The organism is Microbacterium sp. NPDC089186, assembly GCF_040685115.1.
Classification (GTDB): domain Bacteria; phylum Actinomycetota; class Actinomycetes; order Actinomycetales; family Microbacteriaceae; genus Microbacterium; species Microbacterium galbum.
In genome coordinates this window covers 590,789-613,330 of the sequence record NZ_JBFBHJ010000004.1, presented here as the reverse complement: position 1 = coordinate 613,330, position 22,542 = coordinate 590,789, and the positions used below count along the sequence as shown (strand labels likewise).

16 protein-coding genes are annotated in these 22,542 nt (G+C 70.7%); 5 read left to right on the top strand and 11 right to left on the bottom strand.

Translation table 11 applies throughout. The annotated features are described in order from the left end of the window. Window positions 1-83: 83 nt before the first annotated feature. Entirely contained in the window at window positions 84-923 is an 840-nt protein-coding gene (locus AB0N82_RS16680; RefSeq protein WP_315993407.1) for a helix-turn-helix transcriptional regulator, read from the top strand. Here AB0N82_RS16680 and AB0N82_RS16675 read toward each other — a convergent pair. From AB0N82_RS16675 to AB0N82_RS16650, 6 genes are all read right to left on the bottom strand, one after another. Next, window positions 917-1,717 carry an HpcH/HpaI aldolase/citrate lyase family protein gene (locus AB0N82_RS16675; RefSeq protein ID WP_315993406.1) on the bottom strand — a complete coding sequence of 267 codons (801 nt, stop codon included), beginning with the start codon at window positions 1,715-1,717 and terminating at the stop codon, window positions 917-919. The two genes, AB0N82_RS16680 and AB0N82_RS16675, sit on opposite strands and share 7 nt — an antisense overlap. After that, window positions 1,702-2,487: a fumarylacetoacetate hydrolase family protein gene (locus AB0N82_RS16670; RefSeq protein ID WP_363393253.1), complete on the bottom strand. Its 786-nt coding sequence runs from the start codon at window positions 2,485-2,487 to the stop codon at window positions 1,702-1,704. Before AB0N82_RS16670 ends, AB0N82_RS16675 begins: the two co-directional genes overlap by 16 nt. A 250-nt stretch (window positions 2,488-2,737) precedes the next feature. Further along, on the bottom strand, window positions 2,738-3,886 hold the full coding sequence (gene hpaD, locus AB0N82_RS16665; protein ID WP_315993404.1) for a 3,4-dihydroxyphenylacetate 2,3-dioxygenase: 1,149 nt from the start codon (window positions 3,884-3,886) through the stop codon (window positions 2,738-2,740). Window positions 3,887-3,957: 71 nt separating this feature from the next. Continuing rightward, window positions 3,958-5,478 (bottom strand): 5-carboxymethyl-2-hydroxymuconate semialdehyde dehydrogenase, encoded by a 1,521-nt coding sequence (gene hpaE / locus AB0N82_RS16660; RefSeq protein WP_315993403.1) that lies wholly within the window; start codon window positions 5,476-5,478, stop codon window positions 3,958-3,960. 73 nt (window positions 5,479-5,551) lie between these two features. Continuing rightward, window positions 5,552-6,238: a GntR family transcriptional regulator gene (locus AB0N82_RS16655; RefSeq protein ID WP_315993402.1), complete on the bottom strand. Its 687-nt coding sequence runs from the start codon at window positions 6,236-6,238 to the stop codon at window positions 5,552-5,554. Continuing rightward, complete coding sequence (locus AB0N82_RS16650; RefSeq protein WP_363393248.1) at window positions 6,235-7,884, bottom strand: fumarylacetoacetate hydrolase family protein; 1,650 nt, start codon at window positions 7,882-7,884, stop codon at window positions 6,235-6,237. Before AB0N82_RS16650 ends, AB0N82_RS16655 begins: the two co-directional genes overlap by 4 nt. A 118-nt stretch (window positions 7,885-8,002) precedes the next feature. Between AB0N82_RS16650 and AB0N82_RS16645 the strand changes: the two genes are divergently transcribed. Continuing rightward, entirely contained in the window at window positions 8,003-9,385 is a 1,383-nt protein-coding gene (locus tag AB0N82_RS16645) for an MFS transporter (RefSeq protein ID WP_315993400.1), read from the top strand. 256 nt (window positions 9,386-9,641) lie between these two features. Here the strand turns inward: AB0N82_RS16645 and AB0N82_RS16640 are convergent, their stop codons facing one another. The 4 genes from AB0N82_RS16640 to AB0N82_RS16625 form a co-directional block, all read right to left on the bottom strand. Then, window positions 9,642-10,409, bottom strand: a complete 768-nt coding sequence (locus AB0N82_RS16640) for a hypothetical protein (protein WP_363393245.1) — start codon at window positions 10,407-10,409, stop codon at window positions 9,642-9,644. A 668-nt stretch (window positions 10,410-11,077) separates the two neighbouring features. Further along, a complete protein-coding gene (locus AB0N82_RS16635) occupies window positions 11,078-12,547 on the bottom strand; it encodes an FAD-linked oxidase C-terminal domain-containing protein (RefSeq protein ID WP_363393242.1) in 1,470 nt (489 codons plus the stop codon). Beyond that, window positions 12,544-14,196 (bottom strand): thiamine pyrophosphate-binding protein, encoded by a 1,653-nt coding sequence (locus AB0N82_RS16630; protein WP_363393239.1) that lies wholly within the window; start codon window positions 14,194-14,196, stop codon window positions 12,544-12,546. The genes AB0N82_RS16635 and AB0N82_RS16630 overlap by 4 nt, the downstream gene beginning before the upstream one ends. A gap of 314 nt (window positions 14,197-14,510) precedes the next feature. Continuing rightward, window positions 14,511-15,215 (bottom strand): helix-turn-helix domain-containing protein, encoded by a 705-nt coding sequence (locus tag AB0N82_RS16625; RefSeq protein ID WP_315993396.1) that lies wholly within the window; start codon window positions 15,213-15,215, stop codon window positions 14,511-14,513. Window positions 15,216-15,311: 96 nt separating this feature from the next. On the opposite strand from AB0N82_RS16625, the gene AB0N82_RS16620 reads away from it, so the two are divergent. Then, complete coding sequence (locus AB0N82_RS16620; protein WP_363393236.1) at window positions 15,312-17,147, top strand: FAD-dependent monooxygenase; 1,836 nt, start codon at window positions 15,312-15,314, stop codon at window positions 17,145-17,147. Between the two features lie 255 nt (window positions 17,148-17,402). Continuing rightward, window positions 17,403-18,875, top strand: a complete 1,473-nt coding sequence (locus AB0N82_RS16615) for an NAD-dependent succinate-semialdehyde dehydrogenase (RefSeq protein ID WP_363393233.1) — start codon at window positions 17,403-17,405, stop codon at window positions 18,873-18,875. Window positions 18,876-19,020: 145 nt separating this feature from the next. Here the strand turns inward: AB0N82_RS16615 and AB0N82_RS16610 are convergent, their stop codons facing one another. Beyond that, window positions 19,021-20,460 (bottom strand): helix-turn-helix domain-containing protein, encoded by a 1,440-nt coding sequence (locus AB0N82_RS16610; RefSeq protein ID WP_315993393.1) that lies wholly within the window; start codon window positions 20,458-20,460, stop codon window positions 19,021-19,023. A gap of 116 nt (window positions 20,461-20,576) precedes the next feature. On the opposite strand from AB0N82_RS16610, the gene AB0N82_RS16605 reads away from it, so the two are divergent. Then, complete coding sequence (locus AB0N82_RS16605) at window positions 20,577-22,466, top strand: phosphoenolpyruvate carboxykinase (GTP) (RefSeq protein ID WP_363393229.1); 1,890 nt, start codon at window positions 20,577-20,579, stop codon at window positions 22,464-22,466. Window positions 22,467-22,542: the final 76 nt, after the last annotated feature.

Below are 22,542 nucleotides of genomic sequence, written 5' to 3'. Positions count from 1 at the left end.
GGAGCGGAGCGCGAGGCCGGTCGACGGCAGAGGTCGACCTACCCGATCGGGTAGGTTCGGCTCCGTCGGCTAGGTTTGGGCGGGTGAAGTCGTCCGCCGAGTTGTCGTCTCCCGCGTCCCGCGCCCTCGTCATCGAGCACGAACGCGTCGTCGCCGAGCAGGCCGACCGCCACGCCGTGACGCTCGAATCGGTGCTGGCGATCCTGCGGTCCACGCGTCTCGACGACCGGGCCGCGCGCGCCCTCGCCGTGGAGACCGCGGCCGCCGCCCTCGTCGTGCTGCGGACCTCCACCGATCAGCAGCGCAGCGCCCTGCTCGAGCCCGTCACCGGGGCCTTCGCCCGGTTGCGCACCGATCTCCGTCCGCTCGTCCGGCACGGCGACCTCGACGTGCAGTTCGTCGAGCCTCCGGCGACCGGGCGCGCCTTGCCGGGTGAAGTCGCGCACGAGGCCCGGGCGATCGTCCGCAGCGCCGTGCTCGCCCTACTCGACCGGGGCACTCCACACCGCGTGCGCATCCAATGGGACTGCGACGGGCTGAACCTGCTCATCGGCATCCGCGACGACGGAGCGGGCACCCTCACCGCTCACGACGACTCGCTGGGACCGATCGTCGAGCGGGTCAGCGCGCTCAACGGCGCGTTCGACGTCGCCTCGACTCCCGGGTGGGGGTCGGAGCTGTCGGTCGTGCTGCCGCTCGATCCGCCCCCGCGCCCCGACTTCCTCGACGAGGCGGTCGACCTCAGCCCCCGCGAGAGCGAGGTGCTCAGCCTGGTCGTCGCGGGCTCACGCAATCGCGCGATCGCCGAACGCCTCGGCATCAGCGAGAACACCGCGAAGTTCCACGTGTCGAACCTGCTGCGCAAAGCCGGCGTCTCCACGCGGGCCGAGCTCGCGGCCCTCGGGACGGCGCGCGCTCAGTAGCTGTCGCGCTGCTCCGCGCGGGCGGTGACGAACCGCGCCGCCAGCGCCTCGGACGCGCGGGCCAGCAGAGCGACGTCGGCGCCGACCGCGACGAAATCCGCTCCGGCGTCGAGGTAGGCCTCGGCCACCGCGGGATCGAAAGCGTTCACGCCGACCGGGGTCCCGGCATCCGCCGCTGCGGCGAACACGCGATGCACCGCCGCCACGACATCGGGATGCGACTGCTGCCCGAGCAGGCCCATCGAGGCCGAGAGGTCGCTGGGGCCGACGAAGACGGCATCCACCCCCTCGACCGCGGCGATCGCAGCCGCGTTGTCGACTCCCGTCGTCGTCTCGATCTGCACCGTGAGCGAGACGTGCTGGGCGGCCTCGGTGAGGTAGCCGTCGACGCGGTTCCAGCGGGCGCTGCGGGCGAGGGCGCTGCCGACACCGCGCACGCCCTGCGGCGGGTACCGCGTGGCGGCGACTGCGGCGCGGGCTTCGTCGGCGGTCGAGACCATCGGCACGATGATGTTCTGCGCACCCAGGTCGAGCACCCGCTTGATGGTCACGGGGTCGTTCCACGGCACGCGCACGACCGGCGTGACCGGATACGCCGCGGCCACCTGCAGCTGGGTCAGCACCGACTCGAGCGAGGTCGCCGAGTGCTCCATGTCGAGCAGCAGCCAGTCGAGGCCCGAGCCGGCGGCGACCTCGGTAATCGTGGCGTTGCCCGAACACACCCACATGCCCGCGAGGGAGCGATCGGATGCCGCGAGGGCGGCGCGGAAGGTCGGGGTCAGACGAAGCGGCACGAGATCGTTCCCATCGGTCCGTAATCGCACAGCACGTCGTCGCCCTGCGACACCCACATCGGGCGCGTGAACGATCCTGCCAGGATGATCTCGCCCGCCTCCAGGCGCGCGCCGTGCTGGTGGAACTTGTTCGCCAGCCACGCCACGCCGGTCGCCGGGTGGCCGAGGACGCCCGCGGCGACGCCGGTCTCTTCGATCTCGCCGTTGCGGCTGAGCACGCCCGGGACCCACCGCAGGTCGATCTCGTCGGGGCGCTTGTGCACGTCGCCGAGCACCATCGCCCCGTAGGCGGCGTTGTCGCTGATCGTGTCGACGATCGTGCGGCCCTCGAGCTCGATGTGCGAGTTGAGCACCTCGAGCGCGGGCACGGCGTAGTCGATCGCGGCGAGGGCGTCGTCGAGCGTGCAGTCGGGGCCCTCGAGCGGGGTCTTGAGAACGAACGCGAGTTCGACCTCGATGCGCACGTTCGAGAACAGGGCGACCGGGATCTCGTCTCCCGAGCGGTAGACCGTGTCGTCGAACATCACGCCGTAGTCGGGCTCGGTGATGCCCGTCGCCTGCTGCATCGCCTTCGAGGTCAAGCCGATCTTTCGCCCGACGAGGGTGCGTCCCGCGGCGATCTGCGTATCGCGCCAGCGGCCCTGGATCGCGTAGGAGTCTTCGACCACGGCATCCGGATACCTCGCCGTGATCCGCGGTATCACCGCGTGCGTGCGGTCGGCCTCGGCGAGCTCGGCCGCGATGGCGTCGATCTGTGCGTCGGTGAGCATGGGGTCTCCTTGGTCGGTCTCACGAACCTCGTCCCACTTCTGGTGGAGCGTGTCCCACTTCTGGCTGGTTGAGGGGTGCCCAACCAGCCAGAAGTGGGACATGGACGGGCTGGACGAGCTGCGGCTGTGCGCGCGTCCCACTTTTGGTGGAGCGTGTCCCGAATTCGGCTGGTTGAGGGGCGCCCAACCAGCCATAAGTGGGACATCGGTGGGCGGGCGCCGGCGCTGGCAGGGCTGGCGCGGCGGCGGGTCAGAGCTGGTTGCCCAGCTTGAACTCGCCGGCACCGACCTCTTCGGGCGCGCGGGTGTAGCTGAAGCCGTCGGCGCCGATGGTCACGGCCATCTCGCTCGAGTCGGTGCGCGCGCGCACCGGCTGCGGGGTGCCGTCGAGGTCGAGCACGAGCGAGCCCTCGGTGTACCACGACGGCACGACGGGGTTGCCCCACCAGTCGCGGCGCTGGTTGTCGTGCACGTCCCACGTGATGACCGGGTTGTCGGGGTCGCCGGTGTAGTAGTCCTGCGTGTAGATCTCGACGCGGTGGCCGTCGGGGTCGCGCAGGTACAGGTAGAACGCGTTCGAGACGCCGTGGCGGCCGGGACCGCGCTCGATGGCATCCGATCGGCGCAGGGCGCCGAGCTTGTCGCAGATGGCGAGGATGTTGTGCTTCTCGTGCGTGGCGAAGCACACGTGGTGCATGCGAGGTCCGTCGCCGCCGGTCATGGCGGTGTCGTGCACGGTGGGCTTGCGGCGCATCCAGGCCGCGTAGACGACGCCCTCCTCGTCCTGGATGTCCTCGGTCACGCGGAAGCCGAGCGACTGCATGAAGTTCACCGCGCGCGGCACGTCGGGGGTGATCTGGTTGAAGTGGTCGAGGCGCACGAGCTCGCCGGGGGAATAGAGGTCGTAGCGCCAGGACAGGCGCTCCTGGTGCTCGGTGTCGAAGAAGAACTCGTACGGGAAGCCGAGGGGATCGACCACGCGCACCGAGTCGCCGATGCCCTTGGTGAACCCGTTCGGCTCGCGGCGCACCTCGCAGCCGAGCTCCTCGTAGAACGCGACGGCCTTGTCGAGGTCGTCGGCGCTGCGCACGCGGTACGAGAAGGCGGCGACGGCCGCGACCGGACCCTGACGCAGCACCAGGTTGTGGTGGATGAACTCCTCGGTCGAGCGGAGGTAGATCGCCTCGTCGTTCTCCTCGGTGATGTGCAGGCCCAGGATGTCGACGTAGAAGACACGGGATGCCGCGAGGTCGGTCACCACGAGCTCCATGTACGCGCAGCGCAGGATGTCGGGCGCCGGTGAGGTGGGCGTGGGGATGGGGTTGTCCGACTGGATCGGTGCCTCTTCGGTCACCCAGAACCCGGAGGAGGTCTTCTGTTCTTCGGTGTGCTTTGCCATGGGGTCGCGTCCTTGCGTGGAGTGTTCTGCGGGTCGGGGGTGGCTTCGACGGGCTCAGCCACCGGTGGGGCTCAGTGCGCCTGCGCCTTGCCGAACGTGGGGTTGTGCGCGGGGCCGAGCGTGATGTGCACGGCCTGCTGGTCGGTGTAGAAGTCGATCGAGCGGTAGCCGCCCTCGTGCCCGAGGCCCGAGGCCTTCACGCCGCCGAACGGGGTGCGGAGGTCGCGGACGTTGTTGGAGTTCAGCCACACCATCCCGGCCTCGACGTTCTGCGCGAAGAGGTGGGCGCGCTTCAGATCGTTCGTCCAGACGTAGGCGGCCAGGCCGTACTTCGTGTTGTTCGCGAGGGCGAGTGCCTCTTCGTCGGTGTCGAAGGGGGTGATCGCCACGACGGGGCCGAAGATCTCCTCCTGGAAGATCCGCGCCTCGGGGGAGACGTCGGCGAACACCGTGGGGCGGACGAAGTTTCCCTCCGGGAACTCCTCGGGACGGCCGCCGCCGGCGACCAGGCGCCCCTCGGTCTTGCCGAGCTCGACGTACGACATGACCTTGGCGTAGTGCTCGGGGTGCACAAGCGCGCCGACCTCGGTCGCGGGGTCGTCGGGGAGCCCGACCTTCACGCGATCGGCCTGGGCCGCGTACCGCTCGACGAAGGCGTCGTACACGTCGCGCTGCACGAGGATGCGGCTGCCCGCGGTGCAGCGCTCGCCGTTGAGGGAGAACACCCCGAAGATGGTCGCGTCGATCGCGGCATCCAGGTCGGCATCCGCGAAGACGATCGCGGGGCTCTTGCCGCCCAACTCCATCGACAGGCCCTTCAGGAAGGGCGCCGCATTGGCGAAGATGAGCTGCCCGGTGCTGCTCTCGCCCGTGAAGGAGATGAGCGGAACATCGGGGTGCTTCACCAGCGCGTCACCGGCGTCTTCGCCGAGGCCGTTGACGAGGTTGAACACGCCCTCGGGCAGGCCCGCCTCCTCGAAGATCCCCGCCCACAGGGATGCCGAGAGGGGCGTGAACTCCGCGGGCTTGAGCACCACCGTGTTGCCGGTGGCGAGCGCCGGTCCCAGCTTCCAGGACTCGAGCATGAAGGGCGTGTTCCACGGCGTGATGAGGCCGGCGACGCCGATCGGCTTGCGGTTGACGTAGTTGAGCTGACGGCCGGGCACCTTGAAGGCGTCGTCGGTCTGCGCCACGATCAGATCGGCGAAGAAGCGGAAGTTCTCGGCCGCGCGGCGGGCCTGACCGAGGGCTTGCGTGATCGGGAGCCCCGAGTCGAACGACTCCAGCTCCGCGAGGCGCTCGTCGCGCGACTCGACGATGTCGGCGATGCGGTGGAGCACCCGCGAGCGCTCGCGCGGCAGCATCCGGGGCCAGGGGCCTTCCGTGAACGCCTTCCGGGCGGCGGCGACCGCGAGGTCGATATCGGCCTTCTTGCCCGCGGCTGCGCGCAGGTAGGTCTGATTCGTCACCGGGTCGAGCACGTCGAACGTGTCGCCGTCGACGGAGTCGACGAACGATCCGCCGATGTAGTGCTGGATGTGCTCGGGCAGGTCGGCCGGGGTCCGGCGTGTGGTGGTGAGAGGGGTGGTCATGGCTGCTCCTTTGTGGGAGGGGTGGATGCCGGCGGCCGGCGATCCGCGACGGCGATGTCGGGTGGGCGGAACGTCAGAAAGCGGGAAGGCCGAGCACCTCATCGGGGTGCTCGTGGATCATGTAGGCGTCGAGAGTGGCCGAGCGGTGGCGGCGCGACACCTTCTCGATCTCGGCGAGCGGGGCGCCGTTCTCGATGAGGACGAGGATGTTCTCGTGCTCGCGCACCGATTCGGCGGCGCGGCCGGGGACGAAGCTGAACGTCGAGTCGCGCAGGTGCCCGAGGCGGGCCCATTCGGCCTGGACGAGTTCGAGCATGCGGGGGTTGGCGCACTTCTCGAAGAGGATCGCGTGGAACTCCTGGTTCAGCGCGGTGAAGGCGCGCGGGTCGAAGTGCTCGAGCGTCTCGACCATGAGGTCGTTGACGGAACGCGCGCGCCGCACGTCGTCGGCGGTGAGTGCGCGCGCCGACAGGGCTGTCGCGGCTCCCTCGAGCAGGCTGAGCGCCTGCATGCTGAACCGGTAGGCGGTGTCGTCGACCATCGACACGCGCGCGCCGACGTTGCGCTCGAACATCACCAGGCCCTCGGCCTCGAGCTGGCGGATGGCCTCGCGCACCGGGACGACGCTCATATCGAGCTCGCCCGCGATCGTGCCGAGCACGAGCCGGTAGCCCGGAGAGAATTCCTGCGACGCGATGCGCTGCTTGATCCAGTGGTAGGCCTGCTGCGACTTGCTCCTGCTCGCGGTGACCTCGCTCATCGGGTGGCGCTCTCGTAGCGAGCGCGCCATTCGGCGTTCATCGGGAACAGTCCCTCGATCGGGTGACCGGATGCCACCTGCTCGGCGATCCACGCATCTTCGGTCTCTTGCGCGAGCGCGGCGTCGACCACCTCCTCGGCGATCGCGGGCGGGATCACGATCACGCCGTCGCCGTCGCCGACGAGGATGTCGCCCGGCTCGACCGTGGTGCCGCCGCAGCCGACGGCGACGTCGGTCTCCCACGGCACGTGACGACGCCCGAGGACGGCCGGGTGCGGGCCGGCGGTGAAGACGGGGATGCCGACAGCGGCGACGGCCTCGGCATCCCGCACTCCGCCGTCGGTGACGATCGCGGCGGCTCCCCGCGCGTGGGCGCGGATCGCGAGGATGTCGCCGAGCGTGCCGGAGCCGGTCTCGCCGCGGGCCTCGATGACGATGACCTCGCCCTCGCCGACCGCGTCGAACGCCCGCTTCTGCGCGTTCTGCCCGCCGCCGTGGGAGGCGAAGAGGTCTTCGCGGTGGGGGACGAAGCGCAGCGTACGGGCGGTGCCGACGAAGCGGCTACCGGGAGTGAGGGCGTGCACCCCGTCGATGGTGACGTCGTTGAGGCCGCGCTTGCGCAGCTGTCCGCTGAGGGCGGCGACCGGGACGCGCTCGAGCTTGCCGCGGAGCGTGGGGGAGAGGCGCGGGGCCGCGGCATCCGTCACCGGAACAGGGGATGCGGCGGGAACGGGCTGATTCGTCGAGTTTTCGCCTGTTCTGGTGACATCGCCTGTTTCGGGCGCGGCGGGGGGCGTCGCGGCATCCGTCACGAGGACAGGGGATGCGACGGGAACAGGCTGATCCGTCGGGTTTTCGCCTGTTGCGGTGACATCGCCTGTTCTCGAGGCGGCGGTGGCGGCCGCTTCGGCCGAGCCCCAGGCTTCGACGCGCTGCGTCTCGTCGATCGCGGGCACGGATCCGATCGCGGGATCGAAGGGCTGGGCGCCCGGGACCACCGTCGTGCGGAGTCTGCCGGTCGTCAGGGAGCCGGCATCCACCTGCACCTCCACCACATCGCCGGGGACGACGACCGACGAGCCGGCCGGCGTGCCGGTGAGGATCACGTCGCCGGTCTCGAGGGTGAAGTGCTGCGAAAGGTCGGCGACGATCTGGGCGAGCGGGAAGATGAGGCCCGCCGTCGAGTCGTCCTGCACGAGGTCGCCGTTCACCCAGGTGCGCAGGCGCAGGGCGGCGGGGTCGATGTCGCGGGCGTCGATGAGCGCCGGGCCGATCGGCGTGTAGCCGTCGCCGCCCTTGGAGCGGACGTTCGACCCCTTGTCGTTCGCGCGGAGGTCGTACAGGCCGAAGTCGTTCGCGGCGGTGACGGATGCCACGTGCGACCACGCGGCATCCGGGGTCACCCACCGCGCGGGCTCGCCGATGACGAGCGCGATCTCCCCCTCGAAGGCGAGGAGTTCGGTGCCGGCCGGGCGGACGATCTCGGCGCCGGACGCGGCGAGCGAGCTCGACGGCTTGAAGAAGTACGACGGGGCGGCGGGGCGGCGTCCGCGCTGATCGGCGCGCGAGGCGTAGGAGAGGTGGACGGCCACGATCTTGCCGGGGCGCTCACCGAGGGCGGTGAACCGGGGGTCGGTGTCGGTCATAGATGCTCCCTTGCGTCGTATTCGAAATCGTATACGATGTTGCCCACCCCAGCAAGACCACGCCTCGTCGCCGACGACGACGTCCGGGGGTCTGACGATGACGTCTCGAAGGAGTTCCATGTCCCGCTCGCAATCGCCGGGGTTCACCCCCACCGGCACCATCTCCACGTCCACGGACCGCCGCCGGGTGGTCTTCGCCACGGTCGTCGGCACCACCGTCGAGTGGTACGACTTCTTCCTGTACGCCTCGGCTGCCGGTCTCGTGTTCGGTCAGCTGTTCTTCGCGCCCGCCGGCCCCGGGATCGCGCAGATCCTGTCATTCCTCACGGTGGGTCTGAGCTTCCTGTTCCGTCCGCTGGGCGCCTTCCTCGCCGGGCACCTCGGCGACAAATACGGTCGTCGCGTCGTGCTCATGCTGACGCTCATCATGATGGGCGCCTCGACCACGCTCATCGGCGTGCTGCCGACCTATGAGGTCATCGGCGTCGCCGCCCCCGTGCTGCTCATCCTCCTGCGCGTGCTGCAGGGCATCTCGGCCGGTGGCGAGTGGGGTGGCGCAGTGCTCATGGCCGTCGAGCATGCGCCGAAGACCAAGCGCAGCCTCTTCGGCGCTTCGCCGCAGCTCGGCGTGCCCCTCGGTCTGCTGCTCGCGAGCGGCATGCTCGCGCTCATGGCGCTGATCGCCCCGGGTGACGCCTTCCTCGCGTGGGGCTGGCGCGTGCCGTTCCTGCTGTCGTTCGTGCTGATCCTGGTCGGCTACTACGTGCGCAAGAAGGTCGAGGAGAGCCCGGTGTTCGTCGAGCTCTCCGAGCGCAAGGAGCAGACCCGGATGCCGATCGTGCAGCTGTTCCGCAAGCACTCGCTGCTCGTGATCATCGCCGCGTTCGTCTTCGCCGGCAACAACGCCGTGGGCTACATGACCACCGGCGGCTACATCCAGCGCTACGCGACCAACCCCGACGGCCCTCTGGGGCTCGCGACCGCCGACGTGCTCGGCGCCGTGACGCTCTCGGCCGTGACGTGGCTGATCTTCACGTGGCTCGGCGGGTGGCTCGGCGACAAGATCGGGCGCCGCAACACCTACATCATCGGCTGGATCTCGATGCTCGTCGCGATCGTGGCGCTGTTCCCGCTGGTCAACTCCGGCAGCATCGTGCTGCTGGCGGTCGGCCTCATGCTGCTCACCGTCGGCCTCGGCCTGACCTACGGGCCCCAGGCGGCGCTGTACGCCGAGCTGTTCCCGGCATCCATCCGCTTCTCGGGGGTGTCGATCGCCTACGCCATCGGCGCGATCCTGGGCGGCGCCTTCGCCCCGACGATTGCGACGGCGCTCGTCGACGCGACGGGGACGACCGTGTCGGTCACGGTGTACCTGGCGATCATGGCCGTGCTCGGTCTCGTCGCGACGCTGCTGCTGCGCGACCGCAGCGGCATCCCGTTGGGTCCTGATCACGAGGCCGAGCAGGAGGTGAGCCCGATCCGCGGGCTGTCGAAGGTCTGACCCGATCGAACGGCCCTGTCGCGCTCCGGCGCGGTGGGGCCGTTCCGTGGGTGCTGCCACTCGAGCGCGCGGGCTCGCCCGTTCTCAGCGAGGCGGGGCCCGTTCGCCCGAGATGGTCGGTGTTGCGTGAGCGACCGGCCGTCTGCGGCACGTGAGCGCGGAGGCTGCCGGCTGATTTGCCTGAGATGGTCGATGTTGCTCGGACGGCCGACCATTCGAGGCGAACGAATGCGTGGGCTGCCGACGTCGGTGCGGGTCAACCGGGGCGCACTCCACCGGAGAGCGCCCCGCGCACCCTCGCCACGAGCTCCTCGCGGTGCTGCGCGAGGTCGGACGCGGTCACGCGGATGATGCGCCATTCGAGGTCGGCGAGCATCTCGTAGCGCCGTATGTCGCGTGCCCACTGTCGTGGGTCGGTGAGGTGTTGCTCACCCTCGTACTCGATGCCGACCTTGCGGTCGGGATAGGCGAGGTCGACGAGCGCCACCACTTTCCCCTCGACGACCACGGGATGGTTCAGCGACGGTTCGGGCAGACCCGCGGCCACGAGCACGAGTCTGGTCTCGGTCTCTTTCCTCGACCGCGAGCGTGTGCGAGTCAGGGAGAGCGCTTCGCGCAGCGCCGTGGCGCCCCGTCGGCGACCTGCCTCGAGCGAGGCCGCGAGCTCGGCGATCGTCGCGAGCGCGGGCGGGTCACCCCTGCGCATGGGCTCGCGAACGAAGGCGTCGCCCAGCGCGACGAGGTCGTCCCGGCACAACATGGCGCCCATCATGGCCCAGGTCGTCGCGGGGCTCGTCACCCGCAGCCCGCTCACGGGTTCGGTGCGGACGCTGCCCATCCCCTCCGAGATGGAGGTGCCGCGCACTCCCCGCGCCCTGCTCGCGCGCGAAGGCAGGAACACTCCGACGTCGAGGGGGCGCTCGACCAGCCGGCTCCCGTCGCGGTGATGGAAGACCGACGCGGGCAGCGGCGCGCCCCACGCCACTGCTGCGGCGACCAGGCAGAAGAACTCGCACTCTCGCATCCGTGCGACGTAGGCGGCTGATCGATGCCGAACGGATGCCTCCAACGCGTCGTCCGGCGGGGCTGAACGCGTCCGCACCCCGGAGAAGGGAGAGGAGAGGTCCGCAGCCCGAAGTCGTCGCCGTGACACTCCCAGCTGCGTTGCCGCACCGACCGAGAAGGCCTCGGGCAGCTCGGCGGGCAGGGGTGCAGCTCTCACTCCCGAAACATCGCACAGAGCGCATGGCCCGCGGCGCGGCATCCGCGATCTGTGGACAACCGCCCATTCGTTCGATGGGGGGCGCCGCGGCCCGCTTCTCCATTCGCCTCAGATTGCCGGTCGCCCTGGTTCAGCTTCGGTCCTGCGCGGCGAGTGGGCAATACGTGCCTACGGTTGCTCAACTCTTGTCGGCGCCATTTGCGGTCGGGCCCGTCCGCGACGAGCGCACGATCCTCGCCTCGGGTCGTTCGGCTCGTCTCTCGCCGAGCTCCTGGCCGTGTGCGTCAGGTGAGCGTCGGTGGCTGAGCGTCGTTTGCCGCGGTTTGTCGCTCATACGGTCGTGGTGCGGCCGTGTGCGTCAGGTGAGCGTCGGTGGCTGAGCGTCGTTTGCCGCGGTTTGTCGCTCATACGGTCGTGATGCGGCCGTCTGCGGCAAGGGAGGAGAGGGAGAGGCGGCCCGACGCCCGGGCTCAGATCGCCCGCCCCGGTGTCAGGATGCCGCGCGGGTCCAGCGCGGCCTTGATCGCCCGCTGCACGTCGAGAGCCACGGCATCCTGCTGCCAGGGGAGTTCGTGGCGTTTGACCGACCCGATGCCGTGCTCGCCCGAGATGGTGCCGCCGAGCGAGAGCGCGAGGCGCGTGATGTCGTCGATCACGAGTTCGGCCGCGGCGTACTCGTCGGGGGTGTCGCCCGCTTCGACCGTGGGGTGGAGATTGCCGTCACCCGCGTGCGCGACCACGGCGATGCGTCGGCCGTGGCGCTCGGCCAGCTCACCGATGCCGCGGAACACGGTCGCGAGCTGCGCGACCGGCACGCCGACGTCGCACGAGACGCGCAATCCCTGCGCGGTGAGCGCGGGGTTCGCCAGGCGGCGGGCCTCGAGCAGGCTGTCGGAATCGCTGATCTCGGTCTCGACCGCGCCGTGCGTCCGGCAGATCTCCACGATGGCCTCCGCGGTCTCGGGCGCGGCGAGTCCCACGGTCTGGCCGACGAGCATCGCGGCGACGGGGGAGGGGAGGCCGCTCGGGTGGAACGCCTCGATGATCTCGACGCTGCGCGCATCGATCAGCTCGAGCACTTCGGGGGCGGCCGGTCCCGAGACGATCGCGGTGACCGCGCGTCCGGCATCCTCGATGTCGTCGAAGCTCGCCCGGAAGGTACGCGGCTGCCCCGGCGGCACGGGCTTGAGGCGCACGGTTGCCGCGGTGATCACTCCGAGGGTGCCCTCGGAGCCGGTGAACAAGCTCGCGAGGTCGTAGCCGGTGGTGTTCTTGCGCGTGCGGGCGCCGGTGCGCAGGACACGGCCGTCGGCGAGCACCACCTCGAGGGCGGCCACGACGTCCGTGGTCACGCCGTGCGCGACGCAGCGCAGGCCGCCGGCGTTCGTGGCGATGTTGCCGCCGATCGTCGACCACTGCGCACTCGCCGGGTCGGGCGGGAAGAACAGGCCGTGGGCCAGGGCTGCGGCATCCAGGTCCGCGGTGATCACCCCCGCCTCGACGTCGGCGAGGCGGTTGTCGACGTCGATGTCGACGATGCGGGTCATCGCCTCGAGCGAGACGACCAGGCCGCCGGCGTACGCCACGGCCCCGCCGGAGAGCCCGGTGCCCGCTCCGCGGACGGAGACCCGGATGCCGCGGGCGTGTGCCCACGCGAGAGCCGTCGACACGTCGCCGGTCGAGGTCGCCCGCACGACGGCGAGGGGCAGCCCCTCGGGTTGCGCGCGCGAACTGTCGACGGCGTAGGCGGCGAGGTTGTCCGCGTCGGTGAGGAGGCGGTCGCCGAGGGCGGTGCGGAGGTCGTCGAGGGTGTCGGTCGGGGTGTCCGTCGCGGACGCGGTCGAGGCGTCGTGCCCTGCGCCGGCAGCACCCGTGGGCCTGTGTCCGGCGGTGCCCGCGAAGCCCGGTACGGGGCCGGCCCCCGCCGCGGACTCGCTCACGAGTTCACCTTGATGATCTCGCGCTGGTACGGCGCGATGACGGCACCGCTGATGCGCAGGTCGAGCAGCAGGAACGGCCGCTCGGCGGGGTCGCGGCGGGTCCATTCCGCCAGCGCCTCGAGATCGGCGACCTCGCGTACCACCACGCCCTCGGCGCCGAAGCCGCGGGCGACCGCGGCGAAGTCGACCTCGGGGATGAGCATCGGCTCGCGGGCGAGGCCCTTCAGGCCGTAGAGGTTGATCTCGGCGCCGTAGGCGGCGTCGTTCCACACCACCGCGATGCCTCGGCCGGCGGCCGTGCGCACGGCGCTCTCGAGGTCGGCGATCGCCATGAGGCCACCGCCGTCGCCGGTGGTGAGAACGACCGTCGCGTCGGGGCGGGCGGCGATCGCTCCCGCGACCGAGGGGAAGCCGAGGCCGATCGACTGGTACGCGGTGCCGACCATCATCACGCGATCGGGGGAGGCGACGGGCCAGTACATGTTCGACCAGCCGAGGAAGTGTCCGCCGTCCGAGACGACGACGCGGTCTTCGGGCAGCAGCTCCCCGATCCGTGCGGCGGCGGAGCGGGGGTCGAGCCGGCCATCCGGCGCGAGGCCCTCGCCCGCCTCCTGCTCGCGCAGCGGGGCGACGTCGACGCGATCGCGCCAGCCCGACGACATCGCGCCGCGGGAGCGCAGGCGGCTGGTGATCTCCTCGGCCGCCACCGCGGCATCCGCCCGCACGAATCCCCCCACCTGGGCGTGGGTCGCGGTGGTCGCCACGTCGACCTGGAAGACATCGGTGCCCGGGGCGAAGAGCTCGCCGAAGCGCATCGTGAACTGGTTGAGCCCCGCGCCGAAGACCACGGCGACGTCGGCTTCGCGCACGAGTTCCATCGCTCCCGCGGCGCCGAATCCGCCCGTGACGCCGAGGTCGTGCTCGGACGCGGGGAAGATGCCCCGGCCGAGGGCGGTGGATGCCGTGATCGCCCCGGTCGTCTCGGCGAGGCGCCCGAGCGCGGGGCCGGCGTCGGCGAGCCAGGCTCCGCGGCCGGCGAGCAGGAACGGGCGCTCGGCTCCGGCGAGGGCATCGGCGATGCGGTCGAGCGCGGCACTCGCCGAGGGGCCCTGCGGGGCCAGGGGAGCGGGGATCGTCACGGTCCCGGCATCCGTCAGCTCTCCGGCCTCGCGGGTGACCACGTCGTAGGGGATCGCCAGCACCACGGGGACGCGATACGTCAGCGCGTGCTCGAGCGCGATGAGCACGGTGGCCGAGGCGTCGCGGTCGCCGACGGTGTAGGTGCGCACGCCCACGGCCGAGGCGAGCGCGACCTGGTCGACGCCCCACGGGCGTGGGCCCGAGGTGGGCTCGTCGCCGACCACGAGCAGCAGGGGGATGCGCGCCTGCGCCGACTCGGCCAGAGCGGTCAGGGTGTTGGTGAAGCCGGCGCCGTAGGTGGCGGTGGCGGCGGCGATGCGACCCGACGCGCGATAGTGCGCGTCGGCGGCGACGACCCCGCCGGCCTCGTGCCGCATCGCGGTGATGACGGCGTCGGTGTGCCGGTGCAGGGCGTCGAGGAAGTACGCATTGCCGTTGCCCATCACGCCGAAGACGTGGTCGAGGTGGCGGCCGAGGGTGTGGGCGACGTGCGCGGAGACGATGGGCATGCGGAAGCCTTTCGCGAAACAGGAACGGGAATGAGCCGTATGTGTCTCGCGCGGGTCTCGCGCTACGTGCCCCTTTTTCGAGCAGCGACGCACGACCTCGTGCGCCTGACGGGAGCGATCATATACGATCGCGCGGGCCCCGTGGGGTCCGCGGGGCGCGTGACCGAGGCTGCCGCACCCGGAGACGAGACCGCTCGTCGCCGACACGCCCGTGCGGGCTGATGCGGGCTCGGCAGCAGGATGCCGTCCCGGCGGATCCCGGGCGCGGGCTCCGGACGAAGAACCCGGGCGGCGCACCGCGTGCGGGACCCGACCTACAGCGCTCCCCGGATCGCGGATGCCGCGGCCCCGAGCCGCGCGGCGATCGCCGCCTCATCGAGGTCGGTCGCCACGTGCACCGCGGCGATCGCCGCGGGCTCCCGCCCCTGCACTTGCAGGGGGACCGCCACGGCGTGCAGCGACGGGATCACCTCGTCATGACTCGTCGCCCAGCCGCGCTCCGCGGCATCCGCCACCTCCGACGCCAGCCGCGCATCGACCTCGTCGGGCCAGCGGCGCGGCGGGAGCTGCGCGAGGATCGCGCGCCCGGGGGCACCCCGGGTGACCGGATGCCGCGACCCGGGCCGCTGCGCCACCGCCGTCACCGTGTGCCGGGGTTCGACGCTCGCGAGGGTCACGCACTCGTCGTGATCGAGCACCACGAGGAAGCACGTCATGCCGAGATCGTTGGCGGCCGCGGTGAGTTCGGGCAGGGCCTCGGCCTGCAGGTCGGCGGCGACCCCGGCGGCCAGCGCCGCCAGGCCCGTCCCCAGGCGCACGGCCCCCGCGGAATCCCGGCTCACCAGACCGTGGTCCTCGAGCGTCCGCAGCAATCGATACGCGACGGAGCGATGCAGGTCGACGCGGGCTGCGAGGTCGTCGATCGACAGCGGTGTCCGCGCATCGGCGAGCTCTTCGAGCAGGCGGATGCCGCGGCTCAGCGTCTGCGAGGCGGGAGCGGCGTCTTGCCGTGGCGGCATCGGTCGGTTAGCCTCTCGTTCGATAGCGGAACGTTGCGTTCGAATATAGAACAGTGACGAGGGTGCCGCAACCCGACATCGACGTCAGGAGAAACGATGCAGTTCCACCACCACGGCTACGTCTCGGGCGATCCGCGCGTGCAGAACGCCGCCGGCACCGGCGTCGACCGCCCCGCGGCGGTGCCCGACGATGTCGACGTGCTCATCGTGGGCTCGGGCCCCGCGGGGATGCTGCTCGCGGCGCAGCTGTCGCAGTTCCCCCAGATCACCACGCGCCTCATCGAGAAACGCGATGGTCGTCTCGCGCTCGGTCAGGCCGACGGCATCCAACCCCGCAGCGTCGAGACCTTCCAGGCCTTCGGCTTCGCCGACCGCATCACCGCCGAGGCGTACAACATCGGCTGGATGAACTTCTGGGCGCCCGACCCCGAGAACCCCGACCGCATCGTGCGGACGACGCGCACCGAGGACTACGGCCTGAAGATCAGCGAGTTCCCGCACCTCATCGTCAATCAGGCGCGCGTGCTCGACTACTTCGCCGAGGCGGCCGCGCAGGGTCCCGCGCGGATCGTGCCCGACTACGGCGTGGAGTTCCGCGGTCTGACGGTCGTCGACGACGGCGTCGAGGTGCGCGTGGCGGATGCCGCGGGCGAGCGGACCGTCCGCGCGCGGTACGTCGTGGGGTGCGACGGAGCGCGCAGTGGCGTGCGTCAGGCGATCGGCCGCACTCATGTCGGAGCCGCCGCCCGTCACGCGTGGGGAGTGATGGACGTTCTCGTCGAGACCGACTTCCCCGACTGGCGCATCAAGTGCGCGATCAACGCCGCGGCGGGGAACATCCTGCACATCCCGCGCGAGGGCGGCTATCTCAGCCGCATGTACATCGACCTCGGCGAGGTCGCGGCCGACGACGACCACCGCGTGCGTCAGACCCCGATCGAGGAGGTCATCCGGCGGGCCAACGAGATCCTGCACCCCTACTCGATCGACGTGAAGCAGGTCGCGTGGCACAGCGTGTACGAGGTGGGGCACCGGGTGACCGACCGGTTCGTCGACGACCTCGACGCCCCGCGTGTCTTCCTCGCCGGCGATGCCTGCCACACCCACAGCGCCAAGGCGGGCCAGGGCATGAATGTGTCGATGCAGGACGGGTTCAACCTCGGCTGGAAGCTCGGTCACGTGCTGACCGGCCTGGCTCCCGCCGATCTGCTGCGCACCTACGACGACGAGCGGCGCCCGGTGGCCCAGCAGCTCATCGACTTCGACCGGGAGTGGTCATCGCTCATGGCGCGCAAGCCCGGCGAGATCACCGACCCCGCGGAGCTGTCGACCTACTACCTGGCCACGGCCGAGTTCCCCTCGGGATTCATGACGCAGTACGCCCCCTCGGCGATCACCTCCGGCTCGCCCGCTCAGGACCTGGCATCCGGATTCCCGGTCGGCAAGCGCTTCAAGAGCGTCGAGGTCGTGCGGGTGTGCGACGGCAACGCCGTGCACCTCGGCCATCACGCGAAGGCCGATGGCCGGTGGCGCGTGTACGCCTTCGCGGATGCCGACGGCTCGGCCCTGCGCGCCTGGGCCGAAGCCGCGCAGGAGATCGTCGAGCGGTTCACGCCCGCAGGGGCCGACCTCGACGCGGTGTTCGACGTGAAGGCGGTGTTCTCCGGCCGATGGGAGGACGTGGTCGACGCGCCCGCGCTCTTCCGCCCGCGCTCGGGGCCGCTGGGCCTGACCGATCTCGAGAAGGTCTTCGCCGCCGCACCGTCGGCCTGGACGACCGCCGACATCTTCGCGGAGCGCGGCATCGGCCCGGAGGGGGCGGTGGTGCTCGTGCGCCCCGACCAGTACGTGGCGCACGTGCTGCCGCTGACCGACCCGGCCGGCCTCGAGCGCTTCCTCGCCGGGGCGATGGCGGAGCCGACGGCGGGTTGACCCTGTGAACGCTCCCCCGAGCGAGAAACGCGGTGACATGGCGTTCCTCCCGGTGCGGAGCGTTCACACGCGCAGGGTGAGTGGAGCGACCCGGGAGGAGACGCTCGGGCGGAGTGCCGCGGCATGCGCCGGTTCGCTCCCTCCGCGTGTCCACCGAGGCCACCGCGTCATCCGGTTTGTACACGACGTATATCGGCACCGCTTCGCGGGCTGACGAGAATGGGCGGGACACCCCGCCCCGATCCAGGAGGATTCATGACCGATTCGCGCGAGAGCGAACTGCTGGCATCCGTACCCACCGGCCTCTTGATCAACGGGGAGTGGCGCACAGCCGAGGCCGACAAGACCGTGGCGGTGAACGATCCCGCCACCGGTGACGTCCTGCTCGAGATCGCCGACGCGTCCATCGACGACGGCGTCGCGGCGATGGATGCCGCGGCCGAGGCGTTCCCGTCGTGGGCGGCCACTCCGTCGCGTGAGCGTGCCGAGATCCTCCGCCGGGCGTTCGACCTGCTGCAGGAGCGCAAGGAGGACATCGCGCTGCTCATGACGCTCGAGATGGGCAAGCCGCTCGCCGAAGCGCGCGGCGAGGTCGGCTACGGCGGGGAGTTCCTCCGCTGGTTCAGCGAGGTCACCGCCCACACCCAGGGCCGCTACGGCGCGAATCCCGAGGGCACGGGTCGCATGATCGTCTCGCAGCACCCCGTGGGTCCCTGCTACCTCATCACCCCCTGGAACTTCCCCCTCGCGATGGCCACCCGCAAGATCGCCCCCGCGCTCGCCGCCGGCTGCACGGTCGTCATCAAGCCGGCCACCCTCACGCCGCTGACGACGCTCTTCTTCGCGCAGATCCTGCAGGATGCCGGGCTCCCCGCCGGCGTCGTGAACGTCATCACCACCACGAACACCGGCCCCGTGTCGGAACGCATCATCTCCGACCCCCGCCTGCGCAAGCTCTCCTTCACCGGCTCGACCCCGGTCGGCGTGAAGCTGCTGCAGCAAGCAGCCCCGGGCGTGCTCCGCACCTCGATGGAGCTCGGCGGCAACGCCCCCTTCGTCGTGTTCGACGACGCCGACATGGACAAGGCCGTCGAGGGTGCGATGCTCGCGAAGTTCCGCAACATCGGCCAGGCCTGCACCGCCGCCAACCGCTTCATCGTGCAGCGCAGCGTCGTCGAGGAGTTCACCCGACGCGTCACCGACCGCGTCCAGGGCATGAAGATCGGTCGCGGCACCGAGGAGGGCGTGCAGATCGGGCCCCTGATCGACGACCGCGCCGTCGACAAGGCCAAGACGCTGGTGGGGGATGCCGTCGAGCGCGGCGCGACCGTCACCGTCGGTGGTTCGCCCATCGACGGCCCCGGCACGTTCTTCGAGCCGACCGTCGTGTCCGACGTGAAGCCGGGCAGCGACATCCTCCGGGAGGAGATCTTCGGGCCGGTGCTCGCGATCATCCCCTTCGACGACGAGGACGACGCCGTGCGCCTCGCCAACGACACCGAGTACGGTCTCGTCTCGTACGTCTTCACCGAGTCGCTCTCGCGCGGTCAGCGCATGATCGACAAGCTCGAGACCGGGATGATGGGCCTGAACGTCGGCGTCGTCTCCAATGCCGCCGCTCCCTTCGGCGGCTGGAAGCAGTCGGGCCTCGGCCGCGAGGGCGGCGACGAGGGCATCCACGAGTACCTGCAGACGAAGTACACGCTGACGGCGAACCCCTACGCGTAACACGTTCCGATGCCACGATCCCGGCGCGCCGCGAGGGCCCGGGGTCGTGGCATCCGTCGATCCGCCCTTGCGCACGGGTCGCCAAATTTTGTCGCTTCCGGGCCGTGCGAAGCGACAAGAAATGGCGACTCGCCGGAAGGGGGCGTCAGCCGTCCGCGTGACGGTCGAGGAAGGCGAACACCTCGGCGTCGTCGACGCCGGGGAACATGCCCCGCGGCAGCGGTGAGAACATGTGGCGGTGCACGCGCGCGCTCGGCCAGGCCTTGCCCTGCCAGCGCTCCGCGGCCTCGGCGTCGGGGCGCCGGCAGCACGACTCGTCGGGGCAGTGCGAGACGCCGCGCTTGGCGGTGTCGCGACCGCGGAACCACCGCGCGTCGTCGAAGGGCACGCCGACGGTGATCGAGAAGTCTCCGTCGCTGGTGCTCCCCGTCTGCGTCGAGCACCAGAACGTCCCGGCGGGGGTGTCGGTGTACTGGTAGTGCTCCGTCGTGCGGTTGTGCTCGGCGAACGCGGAGCGCGCCGAGAACTTCTTGCACACGACCTGGCCTTCGACGCTGCCCGTGACGTCGGTGGGCAGCGGCAGTCCGTCGTTCTCGTACACGCGCGAGATCGCCCCGTCGCCGTCGACGCGCAGGAAGTGCAGATGGATGCCGAGGTGCGTGGTCATCAGATTGGTCATGCGCATCGCGGCGGCTTCGTGGGTGACGCCGAACGCGTCGCGGAAGTCTTCGACCGCGAGGTTGCGGTCCTTCTTCGCCTGCGCGAGGAACGCCACCGCGCTGGTCTCGGGCATGAGGCAGCAGGCGGCGTAGTAGTTGATCTCGAGCCGCTGCTGGAGGAAGTCGGCGTAGTCGGTGGGAGGGCGGTGTCCGAGGAGCCGGTGCGCCATCGCCTGCAGCGCCATGGAGCGGAGGCCGTGGCCGCCCGGAATCGACGCGGGGGGCAGGTAGATGCGGCCGTGCTCGAGGTCGGTGACCGATCGCGCCGAGTGCGGGAGGTCGGCGACGTAGATGAGCTCGAAGCCCAGTTGCTCGGCCATGATGCTCACCGTGCGGTGGGTGAGAGCGCCGGTCGAGTGGCCCGCCGCCTTGAGCTGCTTCTCGGCGAGGCGCTCGATTTCAGGCAGGTGGTTGGCGGTCTCGCGCATCCGCAGACGCAGCTCGGTGTTGGCGCGACGGGCTTCCTCCGGGCTCGCGATCGTCGCGCGCTCGCGCCGCAGGAGTTCGCGGTGCAGGCCGAGGACCGCCTCGATGGTCTCGTCGCTGGTGCCCTTGGTGACCTTGACGGGCGGGATGCCGAGCTGGTGGAAGAACGGACTGGTCTGCGCCCGTTCGAGCTCGATCTCCAGGGCCGCGCGACGGTTCGGAGGTTCGCGGGAGAGGAGCTCGGTCACCTCGGTCTCGGTCGCGCGCGCGATCTCCTGCAGCAGGGAGAGCTTCGGCTCGCGCTTGCCGTTCTCGATGAGGCTCAGCTGGCTGCCGGCCACGCCCACCAGCGCGCCGAGCTCGTCGAGGGTGTACCCGCGCGCGAGTCGATGATGGCGGATGCGGTGACCGAGCGTGGTGAGTTCGAAGGACGAGGCCATTCCTTGACCATATCGAAAGAACCGAGTTTCTTACACGCAATCTTCCTCGAAAGACCGGCGACCAGGCCCTCAAGATGGGGATAACACCGAATTCGCTCTCAACCGAGGAGAACGACATGGCTCTCGCCGATATCTTCGCTTCCCGCTCCACCGGCCGCGCCGCCGCGGTCTCCGTCGCCCCGGCCCGTCCCGGATACGGCGTGAAGCCGGCCGTCGACGGTCCCGGCCTGGCCGCCCTCACCGCGTGGGTGGACCAGGTCGCGGCCCTCACGAAGCCCGACCGCATCCACTGGGTCGACGGCTCCGCCGCCGAGAACGACGCGCTGCTGCGCGAGATGGTCGACGAGGGCAAGCTCATCAAGCTGAACCCCGAGTGGCGCCCCGGCTCCTACCTCGCCCGCTCGCACCCCGGCGACGTCGCGCGCCTCGAGTCGCGCACCTACATCGCCTCCGAGAGCGAAGAGGACGCCGGCCCCACCAACAACTGGATCGCGCCGGCCGAGATCCGCGAGACGCTGAACGGCGTCTTCGAGGGCTCGATGCGCGGTCGCACGATGTACGTGGTGCCGTTCTCGATGGGCGCCGTCGGCGGCCCCCTCAGCCACATCGGCGTGCAGATCACCGACAGCGCCTACGCCGTGGCATCCATCGGCGTCATGACCCGCGTCGGCACGGCCGTCACGGAGCAGATCGCCCAGGGCGCGCCGTGGGTCAAGACCGTGCACTCGGTCGGTGCCCCTCTGGGCCCGGGCCAGGCGGATGTGGCGTGGCCCTGCAACGACGACAAGTACATCGTGCACTTCCCCGACACCCTCGAGGTCTGGTCGTTCGGGTCGGGATACGGTGGCAACGCGATCCTCGCCAAGAAGTGCTTCGCCCTGCGCATCGCGTCGGTCATCGGTCGCGACGAGGGCTGGCTCGCCGAGCACATGCTGCTCATCCGCGTGATCGACCCGACGGGCAAGGCGTACCACGTCGCGGCCGCATTCCCCTCGGCCTGCGGCAAGACCAACCTGGCGATGCTGCGCCCGACCATCCCGGGGTGGCGCGTCGAAACGCTCGGCGACGACATCACATGGATCCGCCCCGGTGAGGACGGACGCCTCTGGGCGATCAACCCCGAGGCCGGTTTCTTCGGTGTCGCACCCGGCACCGGCGAGTCCACCAACGTCACCGCGATCGAGACCCTCTGGGGCAACACGATCTTCACGAACGTCGCCCTGCGTCCCGACGGCGACGTCTGGTGGGAGGGGCTGACCGACGAGGCGCCCCCGCACCTCACCGACTGGGAGGGCAACCCCTGGACGCCCGCGTCGGGCCGCCCCGCCGCCCACCCCAACTCGCGCTTCACCGTCGGCGCGGCGCAGTGCCCGCAGATCGCGGAGGACTGGGAGACCCCCGAGGGCGTGCCCCTCGACGTCATCCTGTTCGGCGGTCGCCGCGCGACCAACGTCCCGCTCGTGCTCGAGGCCACCGATTGGTCGCACGGCGTCTTCCTGGGCTCGACCGTCTCGAGCGAGAAGACGGCCGCGCAGGAGGGCACCGTCGGGGAGCTCCGCCGCGACCCGTTCGCCATGCTCCCGTTCTGCGGCTACAACATGGGCGACTACTTCGGCCACTGGCTGAAGGTCGGCGAGAAGCTGCGTTTCGACCGCGCACCGCGCATCTTCCAGGTCAACTGGTTCCGCAAGGGCGACGACGGCCGCTTCCTCTGGCCCGGCTTCGGCGACAATGCCCGCGTGATCGACTGGATCATCCGTCGCGTCGACGGACAGGTGGATGCCGTGGACAGCCCGATCGGACGCCTGCCCCGCACCGAAGACCTCGACCTGTCGTGCCTGGACCTGCCCGCCGCCGACCTCGCCGAACTGTTCGCGATCGACCGCGACTCGTGGCTGGCGGAGGCCGAGCTGACCGAGGAGTTCTACGACACCTTCGGCGCGCACCTGCCGGCCGCGCTGCGCGCCGAGCTCGCGTCGCTGCGCTACCGCCTGCAGCGCTCCTGAGACCGGCTCGCCCGCCGCGCCGCACGGTCCTGACCCGTGCCGCGCCGCGGGGCGAGCCCTGGAATCGACGCCCCTC